The sequence below is a fragment of the Streptomyces sp. NBC_01335 genome, assembly GCF_035953295.1.
Classification (GTDB): Bacteria; Actinomycetota; Actinomycetes; order Streptomycetales; family Streptomycetaceae; genus Streptomyces.
The window spans coordinates 1080892-1106531 of sequence record NZ_CP108370.1; the positions used below are offsets into that span (position 1 = coordinate 1080892).

The window sequence follows — 25640 nt, forward strand, 5'->3', positions numbered from 1 at the left end:
GAGTGGGTCAGTGGTGGGGTCGGGGTTCCTCCGCTCCGATGTCGAAGCCGGCGTGGTAGTCAACGCCGGGTTCGGGGCCGACCGGTTCGCCGGTCCCGGCGTCGGTGCAGTAGGCGGAGAACACCTCTCCCGCGGTCAGGGGCAGCAGGCTGCCCCGGTCGAGCCGCCAGCCGTGGACCCGGTCCGGGGCGTCGGGTGTCGTGGTGCGCAGGACGACGCCTCCGGGGGCCTCCAGCGCGACGCCGACCGCGAGGACGGTCGCCAGCTCGGTCCCTTCGGCGGGTGAGAGAACGGGCGGGTGTCCCCCGTCCTGGCGGGTGTGGAGGACGGCGAGGAGCCGGTCGTCGGTGGAGCGGATGGAGCAGACGATGTGGTGGGTGCCGGCACCGGCGGCCTCCAGGAGCCGGAGCAGCAGGTGCGAGGCCCGGTCGAAGGCGGCCCCGCCGATGTCCTGGCCGCAGTCGGCGCACGCCCCGAGGTCCGCCAGGAGCACGGTGGCGTACTCCCAGGTCGCACGGCGTACGACGCGGGAGACGAGGAGCGGGAGAATCCGGTCGAGCGGCTGCCCGGTGTAGGGGACCGTGGCGCCGGCGGCCGCGATCTCGGCCGTGAATCGCGTACGGGCGTCGGCGCTGTCGGGGTCGAGTCGGTGCTCCGCGCAGAACTCGCCGAACTCCGCCGGGTCGAAGAGCGCGAGGCTGGTGTAGAGTCCCTCGGCCTCGAAGGCTTTCAGCAGGCCCTCGACCTCGTGGAGATAGGCGGTGTGGTCGTCGAAGGGAAAGGTGCGGTAGGCGCGCATCGCCGCGAAGTCCTGGGGATCGACCAGGATGCCGACCGTGCCGGGCACCTCGCGGCGCAGGGCGCGGCGGGTGGACCGGGGCCGCCGGTCCGGCGGGGCCCCGGTGCGGCGGGTGCGGCGGGTGGGGTCGGTGGCGCGGTCGGTGCGTCCGGTGCGGTTCATGGTGGTGCTCCCCCTGAGTACGGCGGTCTGAGTACGGCGGTCCGGGTACGCTCCGCGCGCAGACGTACGGTCGAACCGTGCTCACTCAGAGTAGTCAGGGGGTCTGACAACGGCCGCCTCAGTGGCGGGTGCGGGCCAGGTCGGCGTAGAAGCGGAGGAGTCCGACGTCGTCGATGGAGCCGGCGTTGACCGCCTTCTCCAGGGGGGTTCCCTGGAGAAGGCGCTTGACGGGGACCTCGATGCGCTTGCCGGTGAGGGTGTGCGGGATGCCGGGGACCTGGATGACCTCGTCGGGTACGTGGCGCGGGGAGAGGTTCTCGCGGAGGGTGCGGGCGATCGCGGTGCGCAGGTCGTCGTCGAGTACGGCTCCGTCGGCGAGGTGGACGAAGAGGGGCATCCAGTAGCCGCCGTCGGGCTCTTCGATGCCCACGACGAGGGATTCGCGGATCTGCGGCAGCCGTTCGACGGCCTCGTAGATGTCGGCGGAGCCCATGCGTACGCCCTGGCGGTTGAGGGTGGAGTCGGAGCGGCCGTGGATGACCACCGAGCCGCGGCCGGTGAGGGTGATCCAGTCGCCGTGGCGCCAGACGCCGGGGTAGGTGGCGAAGTAGCTGTCGTGGTAGCGGCTGCCGTCCGGGTCGTTCCAGAACCGCAGGGGCATGGAGGGCATGGGCGCGGTGACGACGAGTTCGCCGACCTCCCCCAGGTGCGGCTCGCCTTCGGCGTCCCAGGACTGGAGGTCGGTGCCCAGGCAGGGGGCCTGGAGCTCCCCGATGTGGACGGGGAGGGTGGCCACGGCGCCCGCGAAGCAGCTGCAGACGTCGGTGCCGCCGCTGACCGAGGCGATCCACAGGTCGTCGGTGATCTCTCCGTGGAGCCAGCGGAACCCGTCCGGGGGCAGGGGCGAGCCGGTGGTGGCCACGCACTGCACGCGGCTGAGGTCGAAGTCGCGTCCGGGGTGGGCGCCGGCTTTGCGGCAGGCCATGACATAGGCGGCCGAGGTGCCGAAGAAGGTGGCTCCGGTCTGCTCGGCGACGCGCCACTGGGCGCTGATGTCGGGGTGTCCGGGGCTGCCGTCGTACAGCACGACGGTGGTGCCGGTGAGGAGGCCGGAGACGAGGAAGTTCCACATCATCCAGCCGGTGGAGGTGTACCAGAAGAAGCGGTCCTCGGGGCCGAGGTCGCAGTGGAGCCCGAGCTGCTTGTAGTGCTCCAGCAGGATGCCGCCCTGGGACTGCACGATCGCCTTGGGCAGGCCGGTAGTGCCGGAGGAGTAGAGGACCCAGAGGGGGTGGGCGAAGGGGACCTGCTCGAAGCGCGGTTCGGTGTCGGCGCCGGTGAGGTCGGCCCAGGCGAGGGTGCCCTCCGGCGCGGTGGTGCCGAGCAGCGGGACGTGGACGACGGCGCGCAGGGTGGGGAGTTCGCGGCGGAGTTCGGTGACGGTGGCGGTCCGGTCGTGCACCTTGCCGCCGTAGCGGTATCCGTCGACCGTGAACAGGACGACGGGTTCGACCTGCTGGAAGCGGTCGAGGACGCTGCGGGCGCCGAAGTCGGGGGCGCAGGAGGTCCAGACCCCGCCGACGGCGGCGGTGGCGAGGAAGGCGACGACGGCCTGCGGGATGTTCGGGAGGTAGCCGCTGACCCGGTCGCCGGGGGTGACGCCGAGGGCGCGCAGTTCCGCGGCGAGGGAGCCGACCTGGCGGCGGAGTTCGGACCAGCTCATGACCGCCTGGGCCTGCGTCTCGTCGACGTGGAAGAGCGCGGGCGCGTCGGCGCGGAGCGGGTCCTCGGCGGTGCGCAGGGCGTGTTCGGCGTAGTTGAGGGTGGCGCCGGGGAACCACTCGGCGCCGGGCATGGTGCGGCTCGCGAGGACGGTCTCGTACGGGGTGGAGAACCGGATGTCGAACCACTCGGCGACCGCCTGCCAGAAGGTGTCGAGCTCCTCGACCGACCAGCGGTGCAGTGCCGGGTATCCCCCCTCGGCGGGGGCGCCGTGGTGTTCGGCCGCCCAGCTCTGGAAGCGGGTGACGGCCGCGGCGGCGACGCGTTCGGGGCCGGGCTGCCAGAGGGGTGCTTCGTCGGCGCTTACGGTCATGGGGCGGCTCCTGGCGGACGGGTACGCGGGGTGGGCGTCGGCGCGCACGGGCAGGGGTGGTGCGCGCGAGCACTCAGGACGATGCCATGTGATCGTCTCCGGCACCAGGGTCGGCAAGGCGGTACCGGGGTGTGGCGGCCGCGGGGCGGTCGCGGTGTCCGGTGCGGGGTGTTCGTGTACGGCCGCCGGGCCCCGGGTGAACGGAGGTTGAACGAAATGCCCGTCGGGTTCGGCTGGTGGCAAGGTGTGCGCCATGGACGGTCATGGCCTGGTGCGCTCGGTGAAGTTGATGGGTTCGGTCGGTGGCATGCGGACGGCCTGGCGGTCGTGGCGCGGGGATTCCTGCGCGCCGCAGCAGCGCGGTCCGGAGCTGGCCAGGGTGCCGGGGCCGTTGCTGGGGGCGGAACCCGGGCCCGGGGGCGGCGTGGTGCGGTTCGCCCGTTCGGAGCTGAGCATCCGGGTGGCTGCGGGCGGAGCGGTGTTCTGGGCGTGGGACGGGGCCGGGAGGCTGCCCTCGTACGGTCCTGTGGGGACGGACCCGGCACCCGATCCGCGGGCGCGGCTGGAACCCGGAACGGACGGTGGCTGGCAGGTGGTGTCGGAGCGTCTGACCGTGTCGGTGTCGCGCGTCGGGGCGGTGGAGCTGCGGACGCCGGGCGGCGTCCCGCTGCGGCGGGAGCTGCCGCCGCGCTGGTGGGAGGCGGTCGGCGGGGGTCCCGCGCGGTGGGTGCAGCGGGCGGAACTCCCGTCGGACGCGCGGTTCTTCGGGCTGGGCGGGCCGCCGTCAGGCCCCCGGCTGCGGAGCGGTGCGTACCCGTTGGGCGCCATGGCTGCGGGGCGGCCGGGCCTGCAGGACGGGGCGGGCGGCGCGGCGGCGCCGTTGCTGCCGGTGCAGTTCGTGGTCTCGGACGCGGGGACGCACCTGGCGTTCTACGACAGCACCGGGACGGGGCGGATGACCATCCGTGAGGGTGAGGAGGGCGCGGGTTCGGGGCACGACCGGCCGGGCGGCAGCGAGGTCCGGATGGACGGCGGGCCGCTGCGGTGCTGGGCGGTGGCGGGGACACCGGCCCGGGTGCTGCGCGGCTGGACCGGGCTCACGGGTGCTCCCGCGCTGCCGCCGTCGGGGGTGCCGGAGCCGCTGCCCGCCGTGGAGGGCGGGGCGGACGAGGAGGGCGGGGCGGACGAGCGGGACGTGCGGCGGATCGTGTCCGGGGGTGCGGCGGACGGCTGGCCGGGGTTGCGTGCGGCGCTGGCCACGGTCATCGGGCTCGGTCTGTGCGGGGTGCCGTACTCGGGGCCGGACCTGGGCTCCTTCCAGGACGCGGAGTCGCCCGAGCTGTATCTGCGGTGGCTCCAACTGGGCACGCGGCTGCCGTTGTTCCGCATCGGGGCCGGGGACTGGAACGGTGCCGTAGGGCTTGGGGAGGAGGTGGGGGCGCATGCGGGAGCGGCGTTGCTGGAGCGCGAGCGGCTCGGCCCGTACTTCCTGACGCTGGCGCACGTGGCGCGGCTGACGGGCGCGCCGTACGTACGCCCCCTCTGGTGGGACGCCCCCCGCGACCGGGCGTTGCGGGACTGCGAGGACGCGTTTCTGCTGGGCGACGGGGTGCTGGTGGCGCCGGTGCTGGAGCCGGGCACGGTCCGGCGGACGGTACGGCTGCCGCGCGGGCGCTGGTACGACACCGCGACGGGCCGGGCGTACGAGGGACCGGGGCGGGTGACGGTGGAGGCGCCCTTGTCGCGGATTCCGGTGCTGGCGCGGGCGGGGACGGTGATTCCGGTGCGGGGCGACGACGGCGGGACGGAGCTGGAGGCCTGGGCGCCGCGGCCGGGGCGGCGCGGTGGCGGGGTGCTGGTGCGAGGTGCCGGCACGGGGCGGGGGAAGCCGGTGGTGGAGCGTTTCCGTACCCGGTGGGAGGACGGCCGGGTGGTGGTGGAGCGGGACGGCCACGCGGGGCCGGTGCCGTACGCGGTGCGCCTGCGGGGGGTGTGACCGGGGGCGGTGTGGTGGTGACCGGGGGCGGGCCGGCCGCCCGGGGGCCTCAGGCGTAACGCCCCGCGACGGCGTAACGGCCCGCGAACCAGGCGCGGGCGGCTTCGGTGTGCAGCGGGAACGCCAGCTCCCGGGGCGCGCGCAGCACCTCGTATCCGGCGGTCTCGTCGGTCGGTGCGGACGGTGGCAGCCGGTCGAGCGGACGGGCGGGGAGGAGGCCGAAGAGGAGGAGGTGGCCGTCCTGGGAACTGAGCGCGTCGGCGAGGGTCACCATGTCGGCGCCGGCCTCGATGCCGGTCTCCTCGCGGAGTTCGCGGACGACGGCGTGCCGCCAGTCCTCCCCGTGGTCGACGAACCCGCCGGGCAGGGCGAGTCCGCCGCGCCGCGGTGCGATGGTCCGGGTGATGACGACCAGGCCGCCGCCCTCTTCGTCGGTGACCGGGAGCAGGGCGACCGCGACGGGGAGCGGGTTGCGGTAGGCGGTCGTACCGCAGGCGGCGCAGTGGCGGGGCCAGGCGTCGGCACGGAGTACGGACGCGGCGTACGGGGCTCCGCAGGCGGCGCAGTGGGAGTCGGGTACGGGCGGCGCGGTGGGCTCGGACACGGGCCGGACTGTATCCGATCACGCTTCCCCGGGGGGCCGGAACCTGATAGCGATGTGCACATGACAACAACGACCGCGGCTGGTTCCGCGCTCCGCGCCCTCACCGTCGCCGCCGCCGTCCTGCTCGCCGCGACGGTGTCCACTCCTTCGGCGCGGGCGCGGCCCGAGCCGAAGGCGCCGGACGGCTTCGTCGCGCTGCGCTCCGTGGACCCCACCATCATCGAGGAGATCCGGTACGCCACGCCGCACACCTTCATGGGCGTGCCGGTGGACGGCTACCGGAAGCCGGTGTGCCTCGTGACCCGCCCCGCCGCCGTGGCGCTGCACCGGGCGCAGACCGCGCTGCGACGCGAGGGCTACTCCCTGAAGGTGTACGACTGTTACCGGCCGCAGCGGGCGGTGGACCACTTCGTGCGCTGGGCGAAGGACCTCGACGACCAGGCCATGAAGGACGAGTTCTACCCCCGCGTCGACAAGACGCGGCTGTTCGAGGACGGTTACATCGCGGAGAAGTCCGGGCACAGCCGGGGCAGCACGGTCGACCTGACCCTGGTGAGGCTGCCCGCCGTACCGACGAGGGCGTACCGGCCGGGCGAGCCGCTCGCTCCCTGCTACGGCCCCCAGGAGGCGCGGTTCCCCGACAACTCGGTCGACATGGGCACGGGGTACGACTGCTTCGACACACTCGCGCACACCGACGACCCGCGGATCCAGGGCGCCCAGCGGGCCGACCGGCAGCTGCTCAAGGGGACACTCACCGGTCTCGGCTTCGTCAACCTGGCCGAGGAGTGGTGGCACTACACCTTCACGCCGGAGCTCTTCCCGGACACGTACTTCGACTTCCCGGTGGACGAGCGCTCGGTGCGGGGCCGCTGACGGCCTCGGGGCAAACGACACGGCACAGGGCCGTGTCCGACCATTCCCGCCGGGCGGGACCGTTTCCCGGCGGGGCGGGAGCCGATACCTTCCCCCCATGACGCAGCAGACGTTCGATTCGTACGAGGAGTTCTGGCCCTACTACGTCGCGATGCACTCCAAGGCCGCGACCCGCTGGGTCCATCTGACCGGGACCCTGACCGGGCTCGCGATCACCGCCTACGGGCTGGCGCGCGGGCGGAAGCGGTACGCGGCGGCGCTGCCGCTGATCGGGTACGGGACCGCGTGGCCCGCGCACTTCCTGATCGAGGGGAACAACCCGGCCAGCTTCGGCCACCCCGCCTGGTCGCTGCGCGGGGACGCGCAGATGATCCTGACGATGCTCGCCGGGCGCGACGCCGAGCTGGCGGAGACCGCCGCGAAGTGGCTCGCGGAGAACGCGGACCGGCCCGCCGCCGGGTGACCTGCGCGGAGGAACCCCTCAGGTACCGGCCGTCTCCCGGAGCCGGCCGGTCCGGGCCAGCGCGTGTTCGACGAGCTCGACCAGGACGTCCCGGACCGAGGACCGTTCGCGGGCGTCGCAGAGCAGGACCGGGGTGTCCGGCCCGAGGTCGAGGGCGGCCCGCACGATGCCGGTGGGGTAGGTCTCCGCGCCCTCGAAGCAGTTGACGGCCACCGCGAAGGGGATCGCCCGGCGCTCGAAGTAGTCGACGGCCGCGAAGCACTCCTCCAGGCGGCGGGTGTCGGCGAGGACGACCGCGCCCAGGGAGCCCTGGGCCAGCTCGTCCCAGAGGAACCAGAAACGTTCCTGCCCGGGGGTGCCGAAGAGGTAGAGCACCAGCTCCTCGCGGAGGGTGATGCGCCCGAAGTCCATCGCCACGGTGGTGGTCCGCTTGGTCTCCACCCCGGCGATGTCGTCGACGGGCCGCCCGGCCTCGGTGAGGTGCTCCTCGGTGCGCAGCGGTCTGATCTCGCTGACCGCGCCCACCAGCGTCGTCTTGCCCACGCCGAAACCGCCCGCCACCAGGATCTTCAGGGTGACGGGCGCGACGGCCCGCTTGCGGCGGCTAGAGCGCCCGAAGGCCATTGATCACCTCGCGCAGAAGGTTCACGTCCGGCAGTTCGGCCGGCGGAACGGGTCGGGTCACCTGCACCAGCTCCTCCTCGACGAGATCGGCCACCAGGACCCGGACCACTCCCACCGGGAGGTCCAGGCCGGCGGCGAGCTCGGCGATCGACTGGGGCACGGCGCAGCAGAGTTCGACGATCTCCACGTGTTCCGGGGAGAGGGACGCGTCCCGGTCGGGGTCGTCGGCGGCGGGCTCGGGGACGACGACCGCTATCAGGTCGAGCCGGAGGCTGACCGCGCCGCCGGTGCGTCCGCGGGTCATCGCGTACGGGCGTACGACCGGTCCCGCGTCCGCGTCGAACCAGGGCAGGGGCCGGACGCCGGAGGCGGCGGCCGGCGATCCGGGGACGGCGTCCCGGGCCGGTTCTGCGCTCATGCCATCCCCTCACCCTCCGGCGGACGTACCGGACGTACGGGGTGCGTTGACCAGATGGGCCCCCACGCGCTTGACCATGAGCGTCATCTCGTACGCCACCTGGCCCACGTCGGAGTCCGCGTCGGCCAGTACGGCGAGACAGCTCCCGTCCCCGGCCGCGGTGACGAAGAGGAACGCCTCGTCGAGTTCGACGACGGTCTGGCGCACCTGGCCGGCGTCGAAGTGGCGGCCCACGCCCTTGGCCAGGCTGTGGAAGCCGGAGGCGACGGCGGCGAGGTGCTCGCCGTCCTCGCGGCTCAGGTCCCGGGAGGTGCCGGTGGCGAGGCCGTCCCGCGACAGGACCAGGGCCTGGCGGATGCTGGACACCCGGTCCACGAGTTCGTCGAGCAGCCAGTTGAGTTCGCCCGACCCCCTGCGTTCGGAGTCGTGTGCGGCGGCGTGCGGTGCGGTCATCGACCGTCCCCTCCCGGTGGTGTTCCTGGTCCTGAGTCGCCCGTGTCGGTCGTCTCGCCTGCGTTCTGCCGGCGTCCGCGCTGCCAGCCCCGCTGGAGCGAGGCCATGCGGTCGCGGACGTGTTCGGCCTCGCGCTGGATGTCGTCGCGTTCGAGGGCGGGAGGCTCCGGCTCGGTGCGGGCCTCCGTCTCCTCGCGGAGCTGCGGTACGAGGCTCGCCTGGCGGATGCGCCGGGGCAGGCCGCCGACGGTGTCCACGGACCGGATCGTCACGGGTTCGGCGTCCGGCCGCAAAGGGGCGGGAGCCGGGACCGGAGCCGGTGCGGGGGCCGGCGCCGGTGCGGGGGCCGGGTCGGCCTGCCGGGGGACCGAGCGGGCCGGCCCGCCGGTCCGGGGGGCTCCGATGCGACGGCCGTGATCGGCGACGAGGGTCGGGGGCGTACGGCGGGGCAGCGGCGCGGGTCCGTCGAACCGCATCGGCCGGACCGGCGGCACCGGGCCCTCGCGTTCGTCGCCCGCCTGCTGGTGCTGCTCCGGTCCGTCGCCCCGGCGCGTGTCGCGGGGGCGGAAGAGGCCGCCGCGTTCGCTGTCGCTGTCCTCCAGGTCGCCGAGGCTGCCGAGGACGGGTGCGAGGGCCGGGTCGAGCGCCCGGTCGCGGTCGCGTTCGAAGGCCGCGCGCTCGCGGGGGCCCATCGGCGCCTCCAGCTCGACCGGGCCGTCGATGGGGCCCGGCGGGAGCGAGGACACCGCACCGGTCGCGTTCTGCTCGGAGCGCGGCCCGGGCAGGGCGCGTTCGGTCCTGCGGTCGAGCCGGAACCCGGTGCCGTGGGTCTCCGGCGCCTCGGTGAGCAGGTTGGCGGGGATGAAGACGACCGCGGTGGTGCCGCCGTACGGGGACTTCTGCAGGGAGACCCGCACCTTCTGGCGCTGGGCCAGCCGGCTGACGACGAAGAGGCCGAGCCGGTCGGTGTCGGAGAGTTCGAAGTCGGGGGTCTCGGCGAGCCGCAGGTTCGCGTCCAGCAGGATCTCGGGGGTCATGCCGAGTCCGCGGTCGTGGATCTCCAGGGTGAAGCCGTTGGTGACGCGCTCCCCGTGCACCTGTACACCGGTGTGCGGCGGGGAGAACGCCGTGGCGTTCTCCAGGAGTTCGGCGATGAGGTGGGTCAGGTCGGCGACGGCGGGCCCGCCGACGCCGATGCGCGGGAGTCTGCGGACCTCGATCCGTTCGTAGTCCTCGACCTCCGCGACGGCGGCGCGGACCACGTCCATCAGCTGGACCGGCTTGCGCCACTGGCGGGAGGGGGCGGCTCCGGAGAGGATCACCAGACCCTCGGCGTGCCGGCGCATCCGGGTGGTGAGGTGGTCGAGGCGGAAGAGGTCGGCGAGTTCCGCGTCGCTCTCGGTACGCCGTTCCATCGCGTCGAGCAGGGTCAGCTGGCGGTGCAGCAGCACCTGGTTGCGCCGGGCCAGGTTGACGAAGACCTCGGAGACGCCGCGCCGCATGTCGGCCTGTTTGACGGCGGCTTCCACGGCGGCCCGCTGGAGGGTGTTGAGCGCCTGGCCGACCTGGCCGATCTCGTCGGGTTCGTAACTCAGGTGCGGGGCCTCGGTCTCCACGTCGATCTGCTCCCCCGCCGCGAGCCGCCGCATGACGCCCGGCAGGCGTACGCCCGACGCCTCGTGGGCCTCCTTGCGGAGCCGGGAGAGGTCACGGACCAGTTCGCGGCCGATGCGTACCGACACGAAGACGGAGACGAGCAGCGCCAGGAAGCCGAGGACCCCCGCGACGCCCGCGAGGACGAGCACCCGGTAGCCGGCGGGATCGGCGCGGTCCTGGAAGCGGTTGGTCATCTCGGTGTAGTCGTTGGCCAGCCGGTCCAGCACGGGCTGCGCGGCCCGCTGCCAGCGGGCCGTGTCGATCCCGGCGCGGTCCCGTGCCTCGCCGCCCGCGATGAGGGCGTTCTCGGCGGTGCGCAGGGGTTCGGTCTCCGGGCTGGCCCAGAACCGTTCGACGCGCAGGCGTTCGTCGCTGGGGAGCATGTCCAGGTTGACCTGGTAGAGCAGTTGGCGCTGGGCGACGAGGGCGGCGAGCTGGCGCAGATCGGCGTCGGTGAGCCGGGAGGTCAGGAGCCCGGAGGCGACCAACGCGTCCTCGCGGGAGAGGAGTTCACGGGCCCGGGAGACGCCGACGAGCGCGCGGACCTGCTTGTCCAGGGAGACGTGTTCCATGGTGCTCAGACCGTTGAGGAACCGGTAGGCGGGGTCCACGAGGTCGTCGTAGAAGTCCATGGCGCGCAGCCGGGTGATGCCGCGGTTCTCCACGGACTGCCGGAGGGCGGGGAGTCCGTCGGCCGCGCTGAGCACGGCGTCGAGACGGCCTTGGGCGTCGCTGCTCAGCTCATCGCGGATGCCGCCGCGGCCGGCGCCGTCCCGGATCTCGGCCACCGTCCGGTCGGTGATGGCCTGTTGGCGGCGGAGCAGCGGCAGCGCGTCGGAGGCCCGGGGGTCGGCGAGGAAGACGAGTGTCTGGCGGCGTTCGTCCTGGAGGGAGCGGACCGCCTGCTCCAGCGGGTGGCCGACCTTTTCGACTATGGCGCCCGCGTCCATCATCTGGCTCGCCTGGCGCCCGGTCACGTACGTGGCGAACGCCCAGAGTGCGGTGAGGGAGACTAGGGGCACGAGAAGCAGTGCCGCGATCTTCCTGCGGATGGACTTCCCGCGAAAGCGCATGGCCTCCCCCAGCTCGACCCCCGCACGCGGGGGTGTGTCCGTCGGTCCCGCCTCTGCGAACGGCGCGAGCCTACTACTGACACTCTGACAACTCGAAGGACCGTCCGGGCGATTTTCGGCCTTCCCGCACGGAGTTGACGCGAATCATTCCCGCATTTCCGGTCGCGGAACTCGGCCACCGGCAGAAGGGCGCACCCCGGACACCCGGAAATCCGGTACCGGACACTTGGCCGGAATTACGTGTTTCGTGACCGTTGACCGGGCCGATCGTTGCCAACGCGCGGGAATCTTCGTACCCACGTATTCGTCCGTACGTACGGGGCAGGAGTCACGCCGGAGGCCGGTGCGGCAGGACGGCGGGGTCGCCGTGCGGTTGGCCCGGCAGGTCCGCGTAGAACGGCGGCGAGCCGGGCAGTCACCCTCAAGTCGTTCAGCGGTGGGGAGTTGAAGGTCCTTTGAGCACTCGGGAATACCGGGGCGCCGCGTCGTCGGACGCCACACCGGTGCAGGACGCGCGCGTGCCTCGGCAGTTGTGGGTGGAGGAGCCGGCGGTCCGCAGACGGATGCCCGATCCCGTCCGCACGGCGGCGGTGCGCGCCGTGATGATCGTGGCGCTGACGCTCATCCAGGCCGTGGTGGCGTTCCTGTGCACCCTGGCGGGGTCCTGGCTCGCCTTCCCGATGGTGCTCGGCGGGGTGGCCGGCACGGTCGGGGCGACGTGGTCGGTGCTGGACGTCTGGGTGACCCGCCAGGTGTGGAACCAGCGCCACGGTGTGGTGTCGGTGCCGAGCAGCACCGCGCGGCAGATGCGCCGCGAGCGCCGGCGGGCCCGCCGCGCGGAGCGCCGGGCCCCGCGCGAGGGCGGCGCGGGCATAGGAGGACACGGACACAGCGGTACGGGCCGCCGGGGGCGGCTCTCCCGGGTGTGATCCCAGGAGCCGGGCGCGCGCCCGGGTGTGGGCCCAGGGCCGGGCGCGCCCGCTGCCGTCGGGCGCGCCCCGTGCCGTCCTGCGGGATCAGGCCGTGGCCTGCTCCGTGCTCCGCTTGAACATCCGGGTGGCCGTGATCTCCCCGTGCACGGTCTCGCCCTCCGGGTCCTGCTGGGGCAGCCCCGGCCGCAGGTGCTCCTCGACGCTGATGTACTTCAGCCCGGCCCGCAGGTCGGCGTCGTTGCGGAGCCTGATCACCAGCGGGAACTCGGCGAGCGCCGTGGTGTCGAACAGCCCGGTCGTGTAGAGGAGCTGGACCCCGAGCGCGTCCGACACGGCGCGCTGGAGCTCCAGCAGGTACGTGGCGTTGGCGCGGCCGATGGGGTTGTCCAGGAAGAGGGTGCCGGCGTGCCGGTGCTTGTCGCGGCCCCGGTCGTTGCTGCGGAGCGCGGCCATGGTGCAGTACAGCGCGATGGCCGCGGTGAGCAGCTGGCCGCCGGAGAAGACGTCCCCCATCTGTCCGACGGGTACGCGTTCGGCGCGCAGTACGGCGTCCGGCTTGAGGATCTCCACGGCGATGCCCTTGGGCCTCAGTGCCGCCTCGACCCCGCGCAGCAGCAGGGACATGCCGTCGCGGCGCAGGTCGGCGTTCTTCTTGAGGGCCGAGTGGGTCGCCTCGTCGATGACCTCGCCGAGGCGCTCGGTCAGCGTGGCCTGGTCGGGTTCCTCGAAGCGGATGCGGAGGAACTCCTGTCCGGACCACTCCCCCAGTCCCTCGGGCAGCCGGGACAGCCGCTGCGCGGAACGCAGGGTGGCGAGGGAGGATTCCACCAGACCGCGCAGCCGGTCGACGATGGAGTCGCGGTTCCGTTCCAGCTGGGCGAGTTCGTCGGTGAGGACGCGGAGCCGGGGGGCGAAGGCGTCGGCCCACTTCTGCGCGTGCTCGGGCAGGGCGGAGGCCGGGAGCTCGCGGATCTGCTGGCGGGCGGGGGTGCGTACCTGCTCGTACCGCGTGGAGTTGGCGTGCCGTACGAGGATGTCGCTCGCCTCGCGGACCGCGGCCTCGGCGGCGGAGAGGTCGGCCGCGCAGCCACGCAGGGAGCGGCGGGCCTCGGCGGCGGAAGTCCGGGCCTCGTCGAGGGTGCCGGGGTGGGGCTCGGGGCCGTCGTCCTCGTCCTCGGTGCCGTGGTCGCGCAGGAGGTCGCGCAGGAGGGCGGCGGTCTCCTCGAAGCCGCCCGCGGAGTCCTCCGCGGTGCGGTGGGCGTGCAGCAGCTCGGCGTGCGCGGCGCGCGCGGTGTCCAGGGCCGCGGTGGCGGCGGAGAGTTCGCCGGTGGCGGTGCGCAGCAGGGTCTGGGCCTGTTCGGCGTCGGCCGGGACGAGCTCCTCGGGCAGTTCGGTGTGGTGCGGCGACTCGTCCTCGGGGGCGAGCCGTTCGGCCTCGCCGCGCAGCCGGCCCAGCTGCTCGCTGGCGGTGGAGGCGCGGGTCTCCAGGAGCTGGACGAGCGATTCGGCGCGGGCCGCCGCCGCCTGCCGGGAGGGGCCGTCGGCGCCGTCGGTGCCTTCGAGGAGCTGGGCGGCGCGGGTGCGCACCTTGTTGCTGAGGCGGTCGAGTTCGGAGAGCGCGGCGCTCTCGTCGCTCTCGGCGCGGGCCTGTTCGGCGCGGAGGTCGGCGCCGACGCCGACCTTCTCGTACAGCTGGGAGGCGGCGCGGTAGGCCTCGCGGAGGGTGGGCAGTGCCTGGCGGGCGGTGTGCTCGTCGGGCTCGGGCAGGGTTTCCGGGGCGCCCGCGATCTCGGCGCGCTCGGCGCGCAGCGCGCGGGCGGTGCGGCGGGCGTCGTCGGCGGCGCGCTGGGCGGCCCGGCGGTCCTCGTCGGCGGCGCGGGCGCGGTCCAGGAAGGTCCCCGCGCGGGCTTCCGACTCGGCGCCCTCGTCGACGAGTTCGCGGAGCCGGATCTGCCAGCCGGCGCGTTCGCGGAGCCGGTGGGCGAGGCCGGCCAGGGCGTCGGCGGCGCGGCGGGCGCGCTGGGCGGCCTCCTGGCGCTCCTCGCGGACCCGGGCGGTGTCGGCGGCCGCCTCGTCGGCCTCGGCGCGGACGGTCCGGGCCTCGGCGAGGGCTTCCTCGGAGGTCTCGGCCACGGTCCGCGCGGTGGCGGCGGCGGTGGCGAGTTCGGCGAGCATGCCGGGCGGGCAGTCGGCGCGCCAGGCTCCGATACGGGCCGCCAGCGCGCGGTCGCCGGCCAGCCGGGCGGCGAGGGCGCGGATGTCCTCGTCGCGGTCGGCGGCCCGGGCGCGCAGGGCCTGGCGCTCCTCGTCGGCGGCGAGTTCGTCGTGCATGGCCGGGTTCGGCGGGACGAGGAACACGTCGTCGGTGCCGGCGGCCGCGTCGGGCACCGGGGCGAGCAGTGCGGCGGCGGTGCCGACCGCGACGGTGGAGCGGGGCAGCAGGGCGGCGGAGCCGAGGACCTCGCGGGCCCGGGCGTGGGCGCCGGGGTCGGTGATGACGACGCCGTCGACCAGTTCGGGGCGGGCGGCGAGGACGCGGGCGTGGTCGGCGGGGTCGACGGCCTGGGCGAGGTAACGCCAGCCGGGCAGGGCGGGGATGCCGTGCTCGCCGAGGTACTCGACGGTGGCCAGTACGTCGGGGCCGGGCGGCAGCAGTCCGCCGTCGCCGAGGGCGCCGAGGATGCGGGAGTCGTCGGCGGCGGCCGTACGCAGGTCGAAGAGGCGGCGTTCGGCGGTCGCGATGCCCTGGTCGAGGAGTTCGCGCAGTTCGTCGGCGCCGCGGTCGAAGTCCTCGGTCGTCAGGGCGCGGGCGGTGGCGGTGCGGCGGTCGGCCAGGGCGACCTGGCGGTCGGTGCCGTGCGGGGCGGCCCCGGCCTCGCCGGGGCCGCGGGCGCCGCCGGGCGCGGTGCCGTGCGGTTCGTCGGGGCCCGCGCCGCTGCGGGGCTGGGGGACGCCGGTGGCGGAGGGCAGGCCGAGGAGGTCGGCGAGGCGGCTCTCGGCGGCGAGGGCGTCGGCGGCGGAGCGCTCGTCCTCCCAGGACTGTTCGGCGGCCTTGGCGGCGTCGGCGGCGCGGGCGGCGGCGAGTTCGGCGCGGCTCTCGGCGGCGGCGGCTTCCCGGGCCTGGTCGGCCGAGGCGCGGGCGGCGTCGCGGGCGGTGTCCCAGGCGGCGACCGCGGCCTGTTCGGCGTCGCTCGCGGCGAGCGCGGCGCGGGCCGGGTCGGCGTCGGGGGCGGTGTCGTCGAGCCAGCCGGCCCGGACGGCCTCGGCGGTCTCCTGCTCGACCTCGGCGAGGCGCTGGCGCAGGTGGCCGGCCTCGCTGCGGGCGCGCTGGGCCTCGGTGGCGGCGGTGGTGGCGTCGCGGTGGGCGCGCTCGCCCTCGGCCTGGAGGGTGTCGGAGCGCTCCTCCTCCTCGTTGGCCACCCGCTCGCCGTCCTCGGCGGCGGTGTGCAGGGCGCGTACCAGGTCGGCGGCGGCGGTGGCGCGGGCGGCGAGCGCGGGCGCCGCGTCGCGTTCGGCCTCGCGGATGGCGGCGGCGACGCGCGCCGAGCGGTCGGCGCCGGCACGGTGGCGCAGCACGACCTCGGCGGCCTGCCAGGCGGAGTGCAGCGTACGGGCGTCGCCCAGCTCGCGGCGCTGGGCGGCGGCGGCCTTCTCGGCGGCGGCCAGCGCGAGGGAGGCGTTGCGGTAGGCGAGTTCGGCGGCGACGAGGGCGCGGTGGCCACGGGTGCGTTCGGCCTCGGTGACGGTGTGGGCGGCGGCGGTGACGTGCTGGGCCAGCTCGGCGGTACGGCCGCGTTCCTCGGTGGCGCGGGCGGAGAGCCGGCGGGCGAGGGTGCGGGTGCGGCGTTCCGCGCCGGCGTGGACGTCGCGGCTGCGGGACCGGGCGGCGGTGGCCTCGACGATCCGGCCGAGGAGGTCGGCGGAGCCGGCGGTGAAGTCGCGTTCGGCGGTGAGTTCGGCGCGGCGGCCGAGCTTGTTGCCGAAGCCGCTGACGAGGTCGGCGAGGCCGTCGGTGTCGCGGGTGTCGGTCACGGCCCGCAGCAGCAGGTCGGTGAAGTCGGAGTCCTTCTTGACCGCGAAGAGTCCGGCGGCCTCGCCCTCGTCGGCGTTCATCTCGCGCTGGTAGCGGAAGAGTTCGGGGTCGAGTCCGAGGTCGCCGAGGTGTTCGTTCCACCGGTCGTGGATCTCTTCCCAGTGCACGTCGAGGTGCTGGTAGAACTTGCCGGCGTCCATCAGGGCGTCGCGGAAGCCCTTCATGGTGCGGCGGCGTCCCCGGGCGCCGGAGGCGCCTTCGGCGGGGCGGCCGACGGTGGTGGCCTCGGCGACGGGGAGGTTGTCGAGGCTGAGCCCCGGTCCGGGGCGGAAGGAGTACCAGGCCTCGGCGAACCGGCGCGGGTCGTTGGAGACCTGGTGGCCGCGCCACTCGCTGACCTTGCCGACGACGACGCATTCGCCGGTGAGGGTGTGCTGCCACTCCAGGGCGACGTGCCCGCAGTCGTCGGCGAGCAGGAACTTGCGGAGCACGCCGGAGCTGGCGCCGCCGAGGGTGTTGCGGTGGCCGGGCAGCATCACCGAGAAGATCAGCTTCAGCAGGACGGACTTGCCGCCGCCGTTCTCCAGGAAGAGGACGCCGGCGGGGGCGGGCCGGCGCGGCGGGCCGACCGGCTCGTCCTCGAAGAACTCGGCCTGCGCCGGGGCGGGTTCGGGTACGGGCGCACCGACGCCGCGCAGATCGAGAACGGTGTCGGCATAGCGCGCACCGGCCGGTCCGATGGAGTAGAGGCGGACCCGGGACAACTCGTACATGGCGGCGGACTCTCGTCGTTCGTGAAGCGGAACGGGCAGAACAGGTGGGGCACAGGGGCGGGCGCGCCGGGCGCGTCAGCCGTGGAAGGGCAGGCCGGCGTCGGCCGCGAGTTCGAGGTCTTCGGTGTCGCGCGGGGGCAGCAGGGTGGCGGCCCCGTCGGTGACGGGGACGACCCCGAGTTCGAGGAGTTCGGCCATGGCGGCGCTGCCCGCCATGTCGCGGACCTGGAGCTGGTAGCGCGCGGTGGTGCGGTAGGTGCCGCCCGCGTCGTCGCCGGTGCGCTGGAGGAAGCCGGAGTCGGTGAGGAAGGCGACGGCCTTGCCGATGATGCCGGTGGTCGATCCGGCGAGGCGGCGGGCGTCCTTGGTGGCGCCGGTCGCGCTGCGGCGGGCGTAGACCCGCCAGCCGGCTTCGAGGCCGGGTGCGTCGCTGGTGGGGTCGGTGTTCTCGCCCTGCTCGGCGGCGCGCTCCTCCAGCCGCAGGCACGCCTGGCGGACGAAGGCGTCGACGCCGTTGACGGTGATGCGGCCGATGTAGGCGTCGTCGGCGAGGTCCTCGGGCCGGGGGAACGCCATGGCGGCGACGGCGAGGTGGGCGAGGCCGTGCAGGAAGCGGTCGGCGGCGTCGGAGGAGGCGCGTCGGGCGTAGTCGCCCATCCGTACGGCGAAGACCGAGTCCTCGTCGGCGGTGACGGCCATTCCGGCCCGGGTGGAGACCTCCAGGACGACCAGGCCGAGGCCGGTGGCGACGGCGTCCGCGAGCCGCCCGAAGGCGGGTTCCTCGCGGTAGCGGCGGAGCAGGTCGGCGTACTCGGCGTCCCGGGCGGGCACCAGTTTGGGCTGGAGTCCGAAGGAGACCAGGCGTGCGGCGTCGGCGGCGTCGGCCGGGGTGACGGCCGCCTGCCCCGGTGCGGGAGCGGGCTCCACGGCGGGGGTGACGGCGGGTTCGTCCCACGCGTCGGTGTGCTCGGCGCGGTGGTCGCTCACGGCTGGGGCTCCTCGGTGCGGAGTTGTTTCGGTACGGGTACGGGTACGGGGGTGCGCGCGAAGCCGCGTACGGGTACGGGGGTGCGCGCGAAGCCGCGTACGGGTTCGGGGGTGCGCGAGGCGCTCATGACGCCTCCTTGCGGTCGGCGGCCATGCCCACCGCGTCGAGCAGGGCGGTCCCCACGACGAGGTCGGCACCGCCGAACTCGGGGTCGTCGAGCTCGGTGCCGTCGTCCACGGCGAACAGCAGGCGCCGCTCCCCCTGGCGGTAGGCGGTGCCGACCGGCGGACTCGCCGCGTGGACCGCCAGCAGGGCCACCAGGTACGGCAGTTCCAGGTCGCCGGTGGCGCGGGCCTCGGCCAGCAGTCCGGAGAGCCGGCGGGGGGCTTCGTACTCCAGGTCGAGCAGGACCATCGCACGGGCGAGCTGGTCCTCGCTGAACCGGCTGTCGTCGGGGGTGGCGATCAGGTCGGGCTCGGGCATCTCCGCGCCCAGGTGCTCGCGCTCCACGGGCGGGGCGAGCAGCAGGTCGACGAGGTCGCCTACGCGTACGGAGGTGGGGGTGCGCAGTCCGGTGCCCCGGGCGAAGAACGCGTCGGTGGCCCGGATGGACTGCTCGACGGGGAGCGGCAGGATCGGCGCGAGGAGCTGCCCGTAGAGATCGAGGCCGGTGCGCGAGGCCGGGGTGGCGAACGCCTGCCGGTCCTGTTCGGCGCGGAAGAGGGGGCCCGCTTCCAGGAGCCTGGACTGGAGTTGGGTGTGGCGGCGGATGCAGTCCTTGACGATGTCGACGAGCTCGGCGGCGCGCCGCTTGTTCTCGGGTTCCTCGGCCTCGTCGCGCGCCTTGCGGATGTTGGTGAGGATCGCGTTCTCGTGGCGGTAGCGGTCGGCGACGTGGTCGAGCGCCTCGGCGATCATGTCGGGCACGGCGTTGAGCCAGTCGACGGCGCGGACGTTGCGGCGGGTCGCCTCCAGCGTGCGGCGGAGCGTCTCGGCGTACTGCACGGTGCGGTAGCGGGCCTGTTCGGCGGCGAGTTGCGCGTCGGCGAGGCGGCCTCGGCTGACCAGCACCTCCAGTTTGACCTCGGCGGCGATCTGCGCGCTGGTGACGTCGGTGTCCAGGGCGCCGACGAGGACGTTGACGGCCTCGTCGGTCGCCCGGAGGAAGACGGTGCCGCCGTGGCCGGGGACCTCCTCGACGAGCTTGAAGTCGTAGTCCCTGCGGACGTAGACGCCGTCGGGTCCGAAGGTGCCGTAGACCGCGCGGAAGCCGCGGTCGACGCTGCCGACGTTGATGAGGTTGTCCAGCACCCAGCGGGCGACCCGCTCGTGCTCGGCGGCGGGGCGGTGGGGTGCCTGGGCGTGGACCCGGGGCAGCAGCCTGGTCACTATCTGTTCGTGGTCGGCGCCGGTGTCGAAGTCCATGTGGAGGGTGACCACGTCGATCGCGGCGAGGGCGACCTCGGCCATCGAGTAGACGGTGTACTCACCGGCGAGGTTCGCCTTGCGCACGTCGAGATCGTGCAGCGGGGCGGTGCAGGCGAGCGCGCGCAGGCGCCGCGCGAGCCCCTCGTCGGCGGCCGGCCCGGGTGCGGGCCGCGGGCCCGCGCTGAGCTGGGGCGCGGCGTTGTCCGTATCGGCAGGCGAAGTCACGCGTCACAGATTAGGTCCTCACCCTGACAACGGTCGAAACGGCGCAGATCCGACCGCCCCGCCCGGGACGTGTCCGCCCTCGCGGGAGAGCTCCGGCGGGCGCCCGTCGGCAGCCCGGGACGCCGGTTCACCGGCGGTCGCGGACGTGGCCGCCGACCCCCTCGGGACCCGACCGGGGCCGGTCGCGGGCGGTCCCCGCTCCGGCTCCTCGCCCACGCACGGTGAGCACGGGCACGGCAGGCACGGGCGCCGGTGCTCACGGTCGAGCCGGGCGGTGGTGCCGAGCGCGGCATCCGCCTTGCGGTGCACCGCAAGGCGCTGGAACGCCCTCATCGCGGCCCGTTCACGCGGCCACCGCCGTGCGCTCGCGCAGCACCTCGTCGTAGTGGTGCAGGAGCAGGTCGCCGACCGCTTCCCAGGTGCGGCCGCGGACCGATGCGCGGCCGGCCCGCCCGTGGGCGGTGGCGCGTTCGGGGTCGGTGGTCAGCGCGTGGACGGCGTCGCGGACGGCTCCGGCGTCGAGCGGGGGGACCAGCAGTCCGGTGCGGCCGTGGTCGACCAGGTCGAGCGGTCCGCCCGCGGCGGGGGCGACGACCGGCAGCCCGGAGGCCATCGCCTCCTGGACGGTCTGGCAGAAGGTCTCGTACGGTCCGGTGTGGACGAACAGGTCCAACGAGGCGTAGAGCCGGGCGAGTTCGTCGCCGGTGAGGCGGCCGAGGAAGACGGCTCCGGGGAGGGCTCCGCGCAGCGAGGCGCCGCTGGGCCCGTCGCCGACGACGACGACCTTGACGCCGGGCACGGTGCAGGCGCCGGCAAGGAGTTCGACGTGCTTCTCGGGGGCGAGGCGTCCGACGTATCCGACGAGGCGTTCGCCACCCGGGGCGAGGGCCCGGCGCAGCCGCTCGTCGCGCAGGCCGGGGTGGAACCGTACGGAGTCGACGCCCCGGGGCCAGAGGTGGACGCGCGGCACGCCGTGCGCGGCGAGGTCGCCGAGGGCGGCGGTGGAGGGGGCGAGGGTGCGGTCGGCGGCGGCGTGGACGGCGCGCATGCGGCGCCACGCGGTCTGCTCGCCCGTCCCGAGGTAGGCGCGGGCGTAGCCGGCGAGGTCGGTCTGGTAGACGGCGACAGTGGGCAGCCCGAGCCGCCGGGCCACGTTCATCCCGCGCGCGCCGAGCACGAACGGGCCGGCGAGGTGGACGAGTTCGGCGCGGTGGGCGATGAGGGCGGCGGCGAGTCTGCGTCCGGGCAGGGCCACCCGGACCTGCGGGTAGCCGGGGAGCGGGAGGGAGGGGACGCGGACCACCGGACAGGGGGCGTCGGCGTCGGGGGAGGTCTCCGTCGTGCGCGCGCCGGCCGTGGCCGGGGCGATGACGAGCGGCTGGTGGCCGCGGGCGGCGAGATGCCGTGCGGTCCGCAGGCTGGTGTGGGCCACGCCGTTGACGTCCGGCGGGAAGGATTCGGTGACGATGACGACACGCATACGGGGGTTGTTCTCACCCCGGGCGTGAGCGGGCCGACAAGGATCTGTCCGGCCGGAAAACGTCCTGTGGCCGTTCGCACCCGTGCACGGCGCACGTACCGGCGCCCGGCGGGCCGGCGACGGCTGCCGCCGCGCGCCCCGGGGGTGTCACGGTCCCCGGGGGCGCTTCGCGCGTACCGGCCGGGTCAGACCCCGGTCGCCTCGGGTTCGATGCGGCTGCGCACCGCGGTCTGCACCTCGGCCTCCTCGGCGGGGTCGGCGGCGAGCCGCCGCAGCCGCTCGGCGACGCGTACGTCCCCGGTCTCCGCGTGCAGCGCGGCGATCTCGCGGGTGGTCTCCTCGCAGTCCCACAGGCACTCGACGGCGAAGCCGGTCGCGAAGGACGGGTCGGTGGCGGCGAGCGCGCGGGCGGCGCGGCCCCGCAGGTGCGAGGAGGAGGTCTCCCGGTAGACGTGGCGCAGGACGGGGGCGGCGCAGGCGATGCCGAGGCGGCCCGCTCCGTCCACCAGCGGCCCGAGCCGCAGGGTGTCGGGCCGGTGCGCGCGCACGGCCTCGCGCAGCGCGCCGAGGACGAGGGGGGCGTCGGCGGGGGTGCCGCGGCGGGCGAGGGTGCCGGCGGCCGAGGCGCCCAGCGCGTCGGGCCGGTGCGCCCAGCGGCGGGCCCGTTCGACGGCGGCGATGCCGGGCATCCGCTCGAAGGCGGCGACGGCGGCCTCGGCGACCGTGCGCGAGGGGTCGGCGGCGGCCGCGTCGATCAGGTCGAGCACGGCGGGGTCCTCGGCCTCGGCGAGGTAGTGCAGGGCGGCGCAGCGGGCGCCCTCGGGTCCGCTGCGGGCCGCGTCCACGATCGCGGGCCGGTCCTCGGCGCCCGCGACGGCGGCGAGGCAGCGGGCGGCGGGCACGTGCAGGGCCTTGCCGCGTTCCAGGGCCTGCTGGGCCCAGTCCAGGACGGCCTGGACGCTCCATCCGGGGCGGGGGCCGCCGGGTGACATCTGGCGTTGCCAGCGGTCGAAGGAGCCGCGTTCGGTGGCGGTGCGGATGCGGGCGCCGACGGCCGCGCGCGGGTCGTCGGCCCAGAGCCGCCAGGGGCGCGGTTCGAAGGCGTCGCGTACGACGGCGGCGAGCTCGGCGGCTCCTTCGGGGGTGTCGGCGAACCGGGCGAGGACGGGCAGCGCGAGGGAGCGCAGGCCGGCGTCGTCGTCGCGCAGGGCGAGCTCGTCGAGCGCCCAGGCCCAGTTGGCGCCGGTGGCGGCGTAGGTCCGCAGCAGCGCCAGGGCGTCGCCGCGTCCGTACGAGGCGAGGTGGCCGAGGACCGCGAGGGCCAGGCCGGTACGCGAGTCGTCGGTGTCGAGGTGGTCCTCGGGATCGGCGAGGTGGCGCTCGATCTCCTCCAGACCGCCGTCGAGGTCGATGTAGAGCCGGGCGTAGTACAGGGAGCGGTTCTCGACCTGCCAGTCGTGGCGGGGATCGCTCAGAACGCAGTGGTTGAGTGCCGCGAGCGCCTCGGTACGGGGTGCGGCGAGCGCGTGGAGCGTGCCGTCGCCGCGGCCCCTCTGCAGCAGGCCGAGCAGCGTGCCGCTCGGCGCTATGAATGGATCGAACATGGAGAAAGCCTCACATCAAGCTGTCGACGCAACCGGGACTGTGCAGTTCCTGGATGGTGTCCGGAGGATCAGGGCCGGGAAGGGAACGACCCGTGCCGTGGTCCGAGGAACACCGCCTAGGCCGTGTGTCGAACCGCGCAGCGACATGATCGGCCGACCGCCGTCTTCTGCCTGGTGTAGAGCATCTTCCTCTGCCTCTCGTCGGTGGTCCGGAGCGGACCCGCGACGTCATGATGACCCAGCCATTTCGCCACCGCGACCACATTTCCGACGGACCGGTCGCCGCGGGCCGCACCGCCCGTGCGGGCGGCTGCCTCAGCGGGCACCGAAGAGTTCCAGCAGGTCGGCCTTGCCGAACATGCGCGCGGTGTCCACCGCGGAGGGGGTTCCTCCGGCCGGATCGGCGCCCGCTGCGAGCAGCGCCTCGATGACGGCGCTCTCGCCCTTGAAGACGGCTCCGGCGAGCGGGGTCTGGCCCCGGTCGTTGGCGCGGTCGGGGTCGGCGCCCCGAGAGACGAGGGCGGTGACGGCCGGCGCGTGGCCGTGGTAAGCGGCGAGCATGAGCAGCGAGTCGCCCCGGTCGTTGGTGAGGTTGGCGGGCACGCCCGCGTCCACGTAGGCGGCGAGGGTGTCCGTCTCGCCGCGGCGGGCGAGGTCGAAGACCTTCGTGGCCAGCTCGACCACCTCGGGGTCGGGGGTTTCGCTCATCGGTCGGACCGCCTTCCTTGACCGCTGTCGTTGCCGTTGTCGTCGCCGCTGCCCGGCCGGGGCGTACGGCCGGGGGCCGCGCGGGTAAACCGACAGGGTACTGCCCCGCAACCGCGCGGGTCCGGGACATCCGGAGGGACGGGACCGGGGTGCGGTGGGGCCGGGGCTCCGGCGCGTGACCCTCACCTCCCGGTGCGGTCTTCCTCACATCCGGGGCGGGGTTCCGGCGCACCCGGCGTACGGCCGAGTGGCCACCTTTCCTGGACCGGTCGGGTGAAAACGCCACCTTCTCACTCGAATGCACCTTTTATCGTATAGATACACCGGGTGAGCCTGGAAGGACTCATGGTGACCGTCCCTCTTCACCCAGGAGAACCGCTCATGATCCTTTCCATCTCGGGCGTGGTACTGCTCGGCATCATCGTCTTCCTGTTCTTCAAGAAGGACGGGCTGAAGGCGTCCCACGCACTGATCTGCGCCCTGTTCGGCTTCTACCTGGCCGGCACCGCCATCGCGCCCAGCATCACGGCGGGCGGGGCGAGCCTCGCCGGCCTGCTGGGCGGGATCAAGTTCTGACCCTCCACACCGAACCCACACCCCCCACCCAGGAGACAGACGTGGCCCGGCGACCACTTCCCCGCATTCTGAGCAGCGGCGGCGCTTCGATCACTCGCGGTCGCGAGTTCGCGCGCACGGCCGCCGACAGCGCCACCGACGTCCTCCACCCGCTGATCACGATCACCCGTGGTCTGCGGCTGCTGGCCGTCGCAGGACGGCAGAGATGGGCCGCGACGCCCAAGGACCGGCGTGGTTCCAAGCTGTTCCTCGTCGCGGCCTGCCTGACCGCGGTGGCGCTCGTCCCGCACGGGCCGGTGCTGGCCCTGATCGCGGTGATGGGCGCCGCCGCGTGGAAGGGCCGCGACCGGACCCCCGCGAAGAGCGGCCCGGGCGAGGCGGAGGAGACCCGGCTGCGCACCCTGTACGAGGCGCTGGTCCCGTACTTCTCGGTGGCGGACGACCCCGCGCCGCTCTTCGCCCACGGCGGCGACTGGGAGCAGGCCTTCGGCGACTACGCCTTCGACGGCGACGGCCGGCTCGTCCGGCTCCGGGTCACCTACCCGGCCTGGTTCACCGACGGCGAGAGCGAGGCCCGGACCCGGATCGAACAGGTGGTGCACGCCAAGTCCGGCCGGGGCCGCGAGTACCACTTCGTGTGGGACGAGGAGGCCAACCAGCTCGCCATGACCGTGCTCGGCCCGCTCCCGGCCACGATCGCCGCCCAGCGGTTCGTCACCGCGCCGGGCGAGACCGTCCTCGGCTTCACCGACCCGGGCTCGGTCGGGCGCACCGTACCGGTCCAGGACGGCGACGCGCACCACGACGCCTCCCCCGTCGTCTGGCGGACGGGCCCCCGCTCCGCGGAACCGCATCTGCTCGCCGTCGGGACGCCCGGCAGCGGTACGACGACGCTGCTGCGCTCCATCGCGCTGCAGGCGCTCCGGGACGGCGACGTGCTGGTCGTGGACGGCGGCGGCACCGGCGAGTACGGCTTCCTGGCCGGGCGCGAGGGCGTCCTCGCCGTCGAGTGCGGACTCGCGGGCGCGCTGGCGACGCTCGAATGGGCGGCGCACGAGACGGAACGGCGGCTCATCGACGCCAACCGCGAACGCCAGGCCGGACGCCCCGCTTCCGAGACCACCGGGCGGCCCCTCTGGATCCTGCTGGACCGCCCGTCCGTCCTCGGGCATCTGGCTGCGGCGGACGGGCGGCCCGACCCGCAGGATCTTCTCCAGGTGCCCCTGCGGCACGGCCGGGCGGCCGGGGTCACCGTGGTGCTCGCCGACCAGTTCGACGCGGTGGACGGCCTCTCGGACGCCGTACTGGCCCACACCCGGGCCCGCGCCGTCCTCGGCGCCGCCTCCCGCGAGCAGGTGGCCGCCGTCCTCGGCGCCGAACCGCACACCACGCCCGTGCCCGGGGTGCCCGCCGGACGCGGCTACGCCCGGCTGGGGGCGGGCGAGGTGCTGAGGCTCCAGGTCCCGGCCACGCCCGACCCGTACGACGAGGCCGCCGGCGAGGCGGACCGTACGGCCGTGCTCGCCCTGCTCCCGGAGCGCACCGCCGGGGAGGCGGCCGCCGAGGCACCCGCGGCACCGGCGGACGACCCCTTCGAGAAGCGGGACGCGTTCCGGGCGCCGCAGCCGGCGGTCGCGGAGGGCTGACGGGCGACGGCAGAGGTACGACGGGCGG

Annotated in this window: 20 protein-coding genes; 6 read left to right on the top strand and 14 right to left on the bottom strand. The window is 74.7% G+C overall.

The features are described 5' to 3' along the window. Nucleotides 1-7: 7 nt before the first annotated feature. The gene (locus OG599_RS04325; protein ID WP_327174604.1) at nucleotides 8-961 is read right to left on the bottom strand and encodes a hypothetical protein; all 954 of its coding nucleotides are present in this window, start codon (nucleotides 959-961) and stop codon (nucleotides 8-10) included. A gap of 118 nt (nucleotides 962-1079) precedes the next feature. Then, complete coding sequence (locus OG599_RS04330) at nucleotides 1080-3056, bottom strand: acetoacetate--CoA ligase (protein WP_327174605.1); 1977 nt, start codon at nucleotides 3054-3056, stop codon at nucleotides 1080-1082. 253 nt (nucleotides 3057-3309) lie between these two features. On the opposite strand from OG599_RS04330, the gene OG599_RS04335 reads away from it, so the two are divergent. Next, nucleotides 3310-5052, top strand: coding sequence for a TIM-barrel domain-containing protein (locus OG599_RS04335; RefSeq protein ID WP_327174606.1), 1743 nt, complete (start codon nucleotides 3310-3312; stop codon nucleotides 5050-5052). Nucleotides 5053-5101: 49 nt separating this feature from the next. Here OG599_RS04335 and OG599_RS04340 read toward each other — a convergent pair whose 3' ends face one another. After that, on the bottom strand, nucleotides 5102-5656 hold the full coding sequence (locus OG599_RS04340; RefSeq protein WP_327174607.1) for an NUDIX domain-containing protein: 555 nt from the start codon (nucleotides 5654-5656) through the stop codon (nucleotides 5102-5104). Nucleotides 5657-5716: 60 nt separating this feature from the next. Between OG599_RS04340 and OG599_RS04345 the strand changes: the two genes are divergently transcribed. Beyond that, nucleotides 5717-6532: a M15 family metallopeptidase gene (locus OG599_RS04345; RefSeq protein WP_327174608.1), complete on the top strand. Its 816-nt coding sequence runs from the start codon at nucleotides 5717-5719 to the stop codon at nucleotides 6530-6532. 97 nt (nucleotides 6533-6629) lie between these two features. Continuing rightward, on the top strand, nucleotides 6630-6995 hold the full coding sequence (locus tag OG599_RS04350) for a DUF962 domain-containing protein (protein ID WP_327174609.1): 366 nt from the start codon (nucleotides 6630-6632) through the stop codon (nucleotides 6993-6995). Between the two features lie 18 nt (nucleotides 6996-7013). On the opposite strand, the gene OG599_RS04355 is transcribed toward OG599_RS04350, so the two are convergent. The 4 genes from OG599_RS04355 to OG599_RS04370 are packed head-to-tail and all read right to left on the bottom strand — an operon-like array spanning nucleotide 7014 to nucleotide 11219. Beyond that, the gene (locus OG599_RS04355) at nucleotides 7014-7619 is read right to left on the bottom strand and encodes a GTP-binding protein (RefSeq protein ID WP_327174610.1); all 606 of its coding nucleotides are present in this window, start codon (nucleotides 7617-7619) and stop codon (nucleotides 7014-7016) included. Then, nucleotides 7600-8037: a DUF742 domain-containing protein gene (locus tag OG599_RS04360; RefSeq protein ID WP_327174611.1), complete on the bottom strand. Its 438-nt coding sequence runs from the start codon at nucleotides 8035-8037 to the stop codon at nucleotides 7600-7602. The genes OG599_RS04355 and OG599_RS04360 overlap by 20 nt, the downstream gene beginning before the upstream one ends. Before the next feature lie 9 nt (nucleotides 8038-8046). After that, nucleotides 8047-8490 carry a roadblock/LC7 domain-containing protein gene (locus tag OG599_RS04365; protein ID WP_327174612.1) on the bottom strand — a complete coding sequence of 148 codons (444 nt, stop codon included), beginning with the start codon at nucleotides 8488-8490 and terminating at the stop codon, nucleotides 8047-8049. Continuing rightward, nucleotides 8487-11219 (bottom strand): sensor histidine kinase, encoded by a 2733-nt coding sequence (locus OG599_RS04370; protein WP_327174613.1) that lies wholly within the window; start codon nucleotides 11217-11219, stop codon nucleotides 8487-8489. The genes OG599_RS04365 and OG599_RS04370 overlap by 4 nt, the downstream gene beginning before the upstream one ends. A gap of 455 nt (nucleotides 11220-11674) precedes the next feature. Between OG599_RS04370 and OG599_RS04375 the strand changes: the two genes are divergently transcribed. Continuing rightward, a complete protein-coding gene (locus tag OG599_RS04375; protein ID WP_442809376.1) occupies nucleotides 11675-12148 on the top strand; it encodes a hypothetical protein in 474 nt (157 codons plus the stop codon). Nucleotides 12149-12235: 87 nt separating this feature from the next. On the opposite strand, the gene OG599_RS04380 is transcribed toward OG599_RS04375, so the two are convergent. The 7 genes from OG599_RS04380 to OG599_RS04410 all read right to left on the bottom strand — a co-directional run bounded on the left by OG599_RS04380 (nucleotide 12236) and on the right by OG599_RS04410 (nucleotide 23390). Further along, nucleotides 12236-16957: a hypothetical protein gene (locus OG599_RS04380; RefSeq protein ID WP_327174614.1), complete on the bottom strand. Its 4722-nt coding sequence runs from the start codon at nucleotides 16955-16957 to the stop codon at nucleotides 12236-12238. Between the two features lie 75 nt (nucleotides 16958-17032). Beyond that, nucleotides 17033-17944: a hypothetical protein gene (locus tag OG599_RS04385; RefSeq protein ID WP_327174615.1), complete on the bottom strand. Its 912-nt coding sequence runs from the start codon at nucleotides 17942-17944 to the stop codon at nucleotides 17033-17035. Continuing rightward, nucleotides 17941-18072: a hypothetical protein gene (locus OG599_RS04390; protein WP_327174616.1), complete on the bottom strand. Its 132-nt coding sequence runs from the start codon at nucleotides 18070-18072 to the stop codon at nucleotides 17941-17943. Before OG599_RS04390 ends, OG599_RS04385 begins: the two co-directional genes overlap by 4 nt. Continuing rightward, a complete protein-coding gene (locus OG599_RS04395; protein ID WP_327174617.1) occupies nucleotides 18069-19598 on the bottom strand; it encodes a hypothetical protein in 1530 nt (509 codons plus the stop codon). The genes OG599_RS04390 and OG599_RS04395 overlap by 4 nt, the downstream gene beginning before the upstream one ends. Before the next feature lie 343 nt (nucleotides 19599-19941). Continuing rightward, the gene (locus OG599_RS04400; RefSeq protein WP_327174618.1) at nucleotides 19942-21078 is read right to left on the bottom strand and encodes a glycosyltransferase family 4 protein; all 1137 of its coding nucleotides are present in this window, start codon (nucleotides 21076-21078) and stop codon (nucleotides 19942-19944) included. A 185-nt stretch (nucleotides 21079-21263) separates the two neighbouring features. Further along, complete coding sequence (locus OG599_RS04405; RefSeq protein ID WP_327174619.1) at nucleotides 21264-22682, bottom strand: HEAT repeat domain-containing protein; 1419 nt, start codon at nucleotides 22680-22682, stop codon at nucleotides 21264-21266. Nucleotides 22683-22997: 315 nt separating this feature from the next. Then, nucleotides 22998-23390, bottom strand: coding sequence for an ankyrin repeat domain-containing protein (locus tag OG599_RS04410; protein ID WP_327174620.1), 393 nt, complete (start codon nucleotides 23388-23390; stop codon nucleotides 22998-23000). A 381-nt stretch (nucleotides 23391-23771) separates the two neighbouring features. Between OG599_RS04410 and OG599_RS04415 the strand changes: the two genes are divergently transcribed. Further along, entirely contained in the window at nucleotides 23772-23966 is a 195-nt protein-coding gene (locus OG599_RS04415; protein WP_073722514.1) for a hypothetical protein, read from the top strand. Nucleotides 23967-24007: 41 nt separating this feature from the next. After that, nucleotides 24008-25612 carry a hypothetical protein gene (locus tag OG599_RS04420; RefSeq protein WP_327174621.1) on the top strand — a complete coding sequence of 535 codons (1605 nt, stop codon included), beginning with the start codon at nucleotides 24008-24010 and terminating at the stop codon, nucleotides 25610-25612. Nucleotides 25613-25640 lie beyond the last annotated feature (28 nt).

Excerpts from the sequence above, each read along its gene's own strand:
- OG599_RS04325 (WP_327174604.1), bottom strand. The coding sequence starts at position 961 with ATGAACCGCACCGGACGCACCGACCGCGCCACCGACCCCACCCGCCGC.
- OG599_RS04330 (WP_327174605.1), bottom strand. The coding sequence starts at position 3,056 with ATGACCGTAAGCGCCGACGAAGCACCCCTCTGGCAGCCCGGCCCCGAA.
- OG599_RS04335 (WP_327174606.1), top strand. The coding sequence starts at position 3,310 with ATGGACGGTCATGGCCTGGTGCGCTCGGTGAAGTTGATGGGTTCGGTC.
- OG599_RS04345 (WP_327174608.1), top strand. The coding sequence starts at position 5,717 with ATGACAACAACGACCGCGGCTGGTTCCGCGCTCCGCGCCCTCACCGTC.
- OG599_RS04350 (WP_327174609.1), top strand. The coding sequence starts at position 6,630 with ATGACGCAGCAGACGTTCGATTCGTACGAGGAGTTCTGGCCCTACTAC.
- OG599_RS04355 (WP_327174610.1), bottom strand. The coding sequence starts at position 7,619 with ATGGCCTTCGGGCGCTCTAGCCGCCGCAAGCGGGCCGTCGCGCCCGTC.
- OG599_RS04360 (WP_327174611.1), bottom strand. The coding sequence starts at position 8,037 with ATGAGCGCAGAACCGGCCCGGGACGCCGTCCCCGGATCGCCGGCCGCC.
- OG599_RS04365 (WP_327174612.1), bottom strand. The coding sequence starts at position 8,490 with ATGACCGCACCGCACGCCGCCGCACACGACTCCGAACGCAGGGGGTCG.
- OG599_RS04370 (WP_327174613.1), bottom strand. The coding sequence starts at position 11,219 with ATGCGCTTTCGCGGGAAGTCCATCCGCAGGAAGATCGCGGCACTGCTT.
- OG599_RS04380 (WP_327174614.1), bottom strand. The coding sequence starts at position 16,957 with ATGTACGAGTTGTCCCGGGTCCGCCTCTACTCCATCGGACCGGCCGGT.
- OG599_RS04390 (WP_327174616.1), bottom strand. The coding sequence starts at position 18,072 with ATGAGCGCCTCGCGCACCCCCGAACCCGTACGCGGCTTCGCGCGCACC.
- OG599_RS04400 (WP_327174618.1), bottom strand. The coding sequence starts at position 21,078 with ATGCGTGTCGTCATCGTCACCGAATCCTTCCCGCCGGACGTCAACGGC.
- OG599_RS04405 (WP_327174619.1), bottom strand. The coding sequence starts at position 22,682 with ATGTTCGATCCATTCATAGCGCCGAGCGGCACGCTGCTCGGCCTGCTG.
- OG599_RS04410 (WP_327174620.1), bottom strand. The coding sequence starts at position 23,390 with ATGAGCGAAACCCCCGACCCCGAGGTGGTCGAGCTGGCCACGAAGGTC.
- OG599_RS04415 (WP_073722514.1), top strand. The coding sequence starts at position 23,772 with ATGATCCTTTCCATCTCGGGCGTGGTACTGCTCGGCATCATCGTCTTC.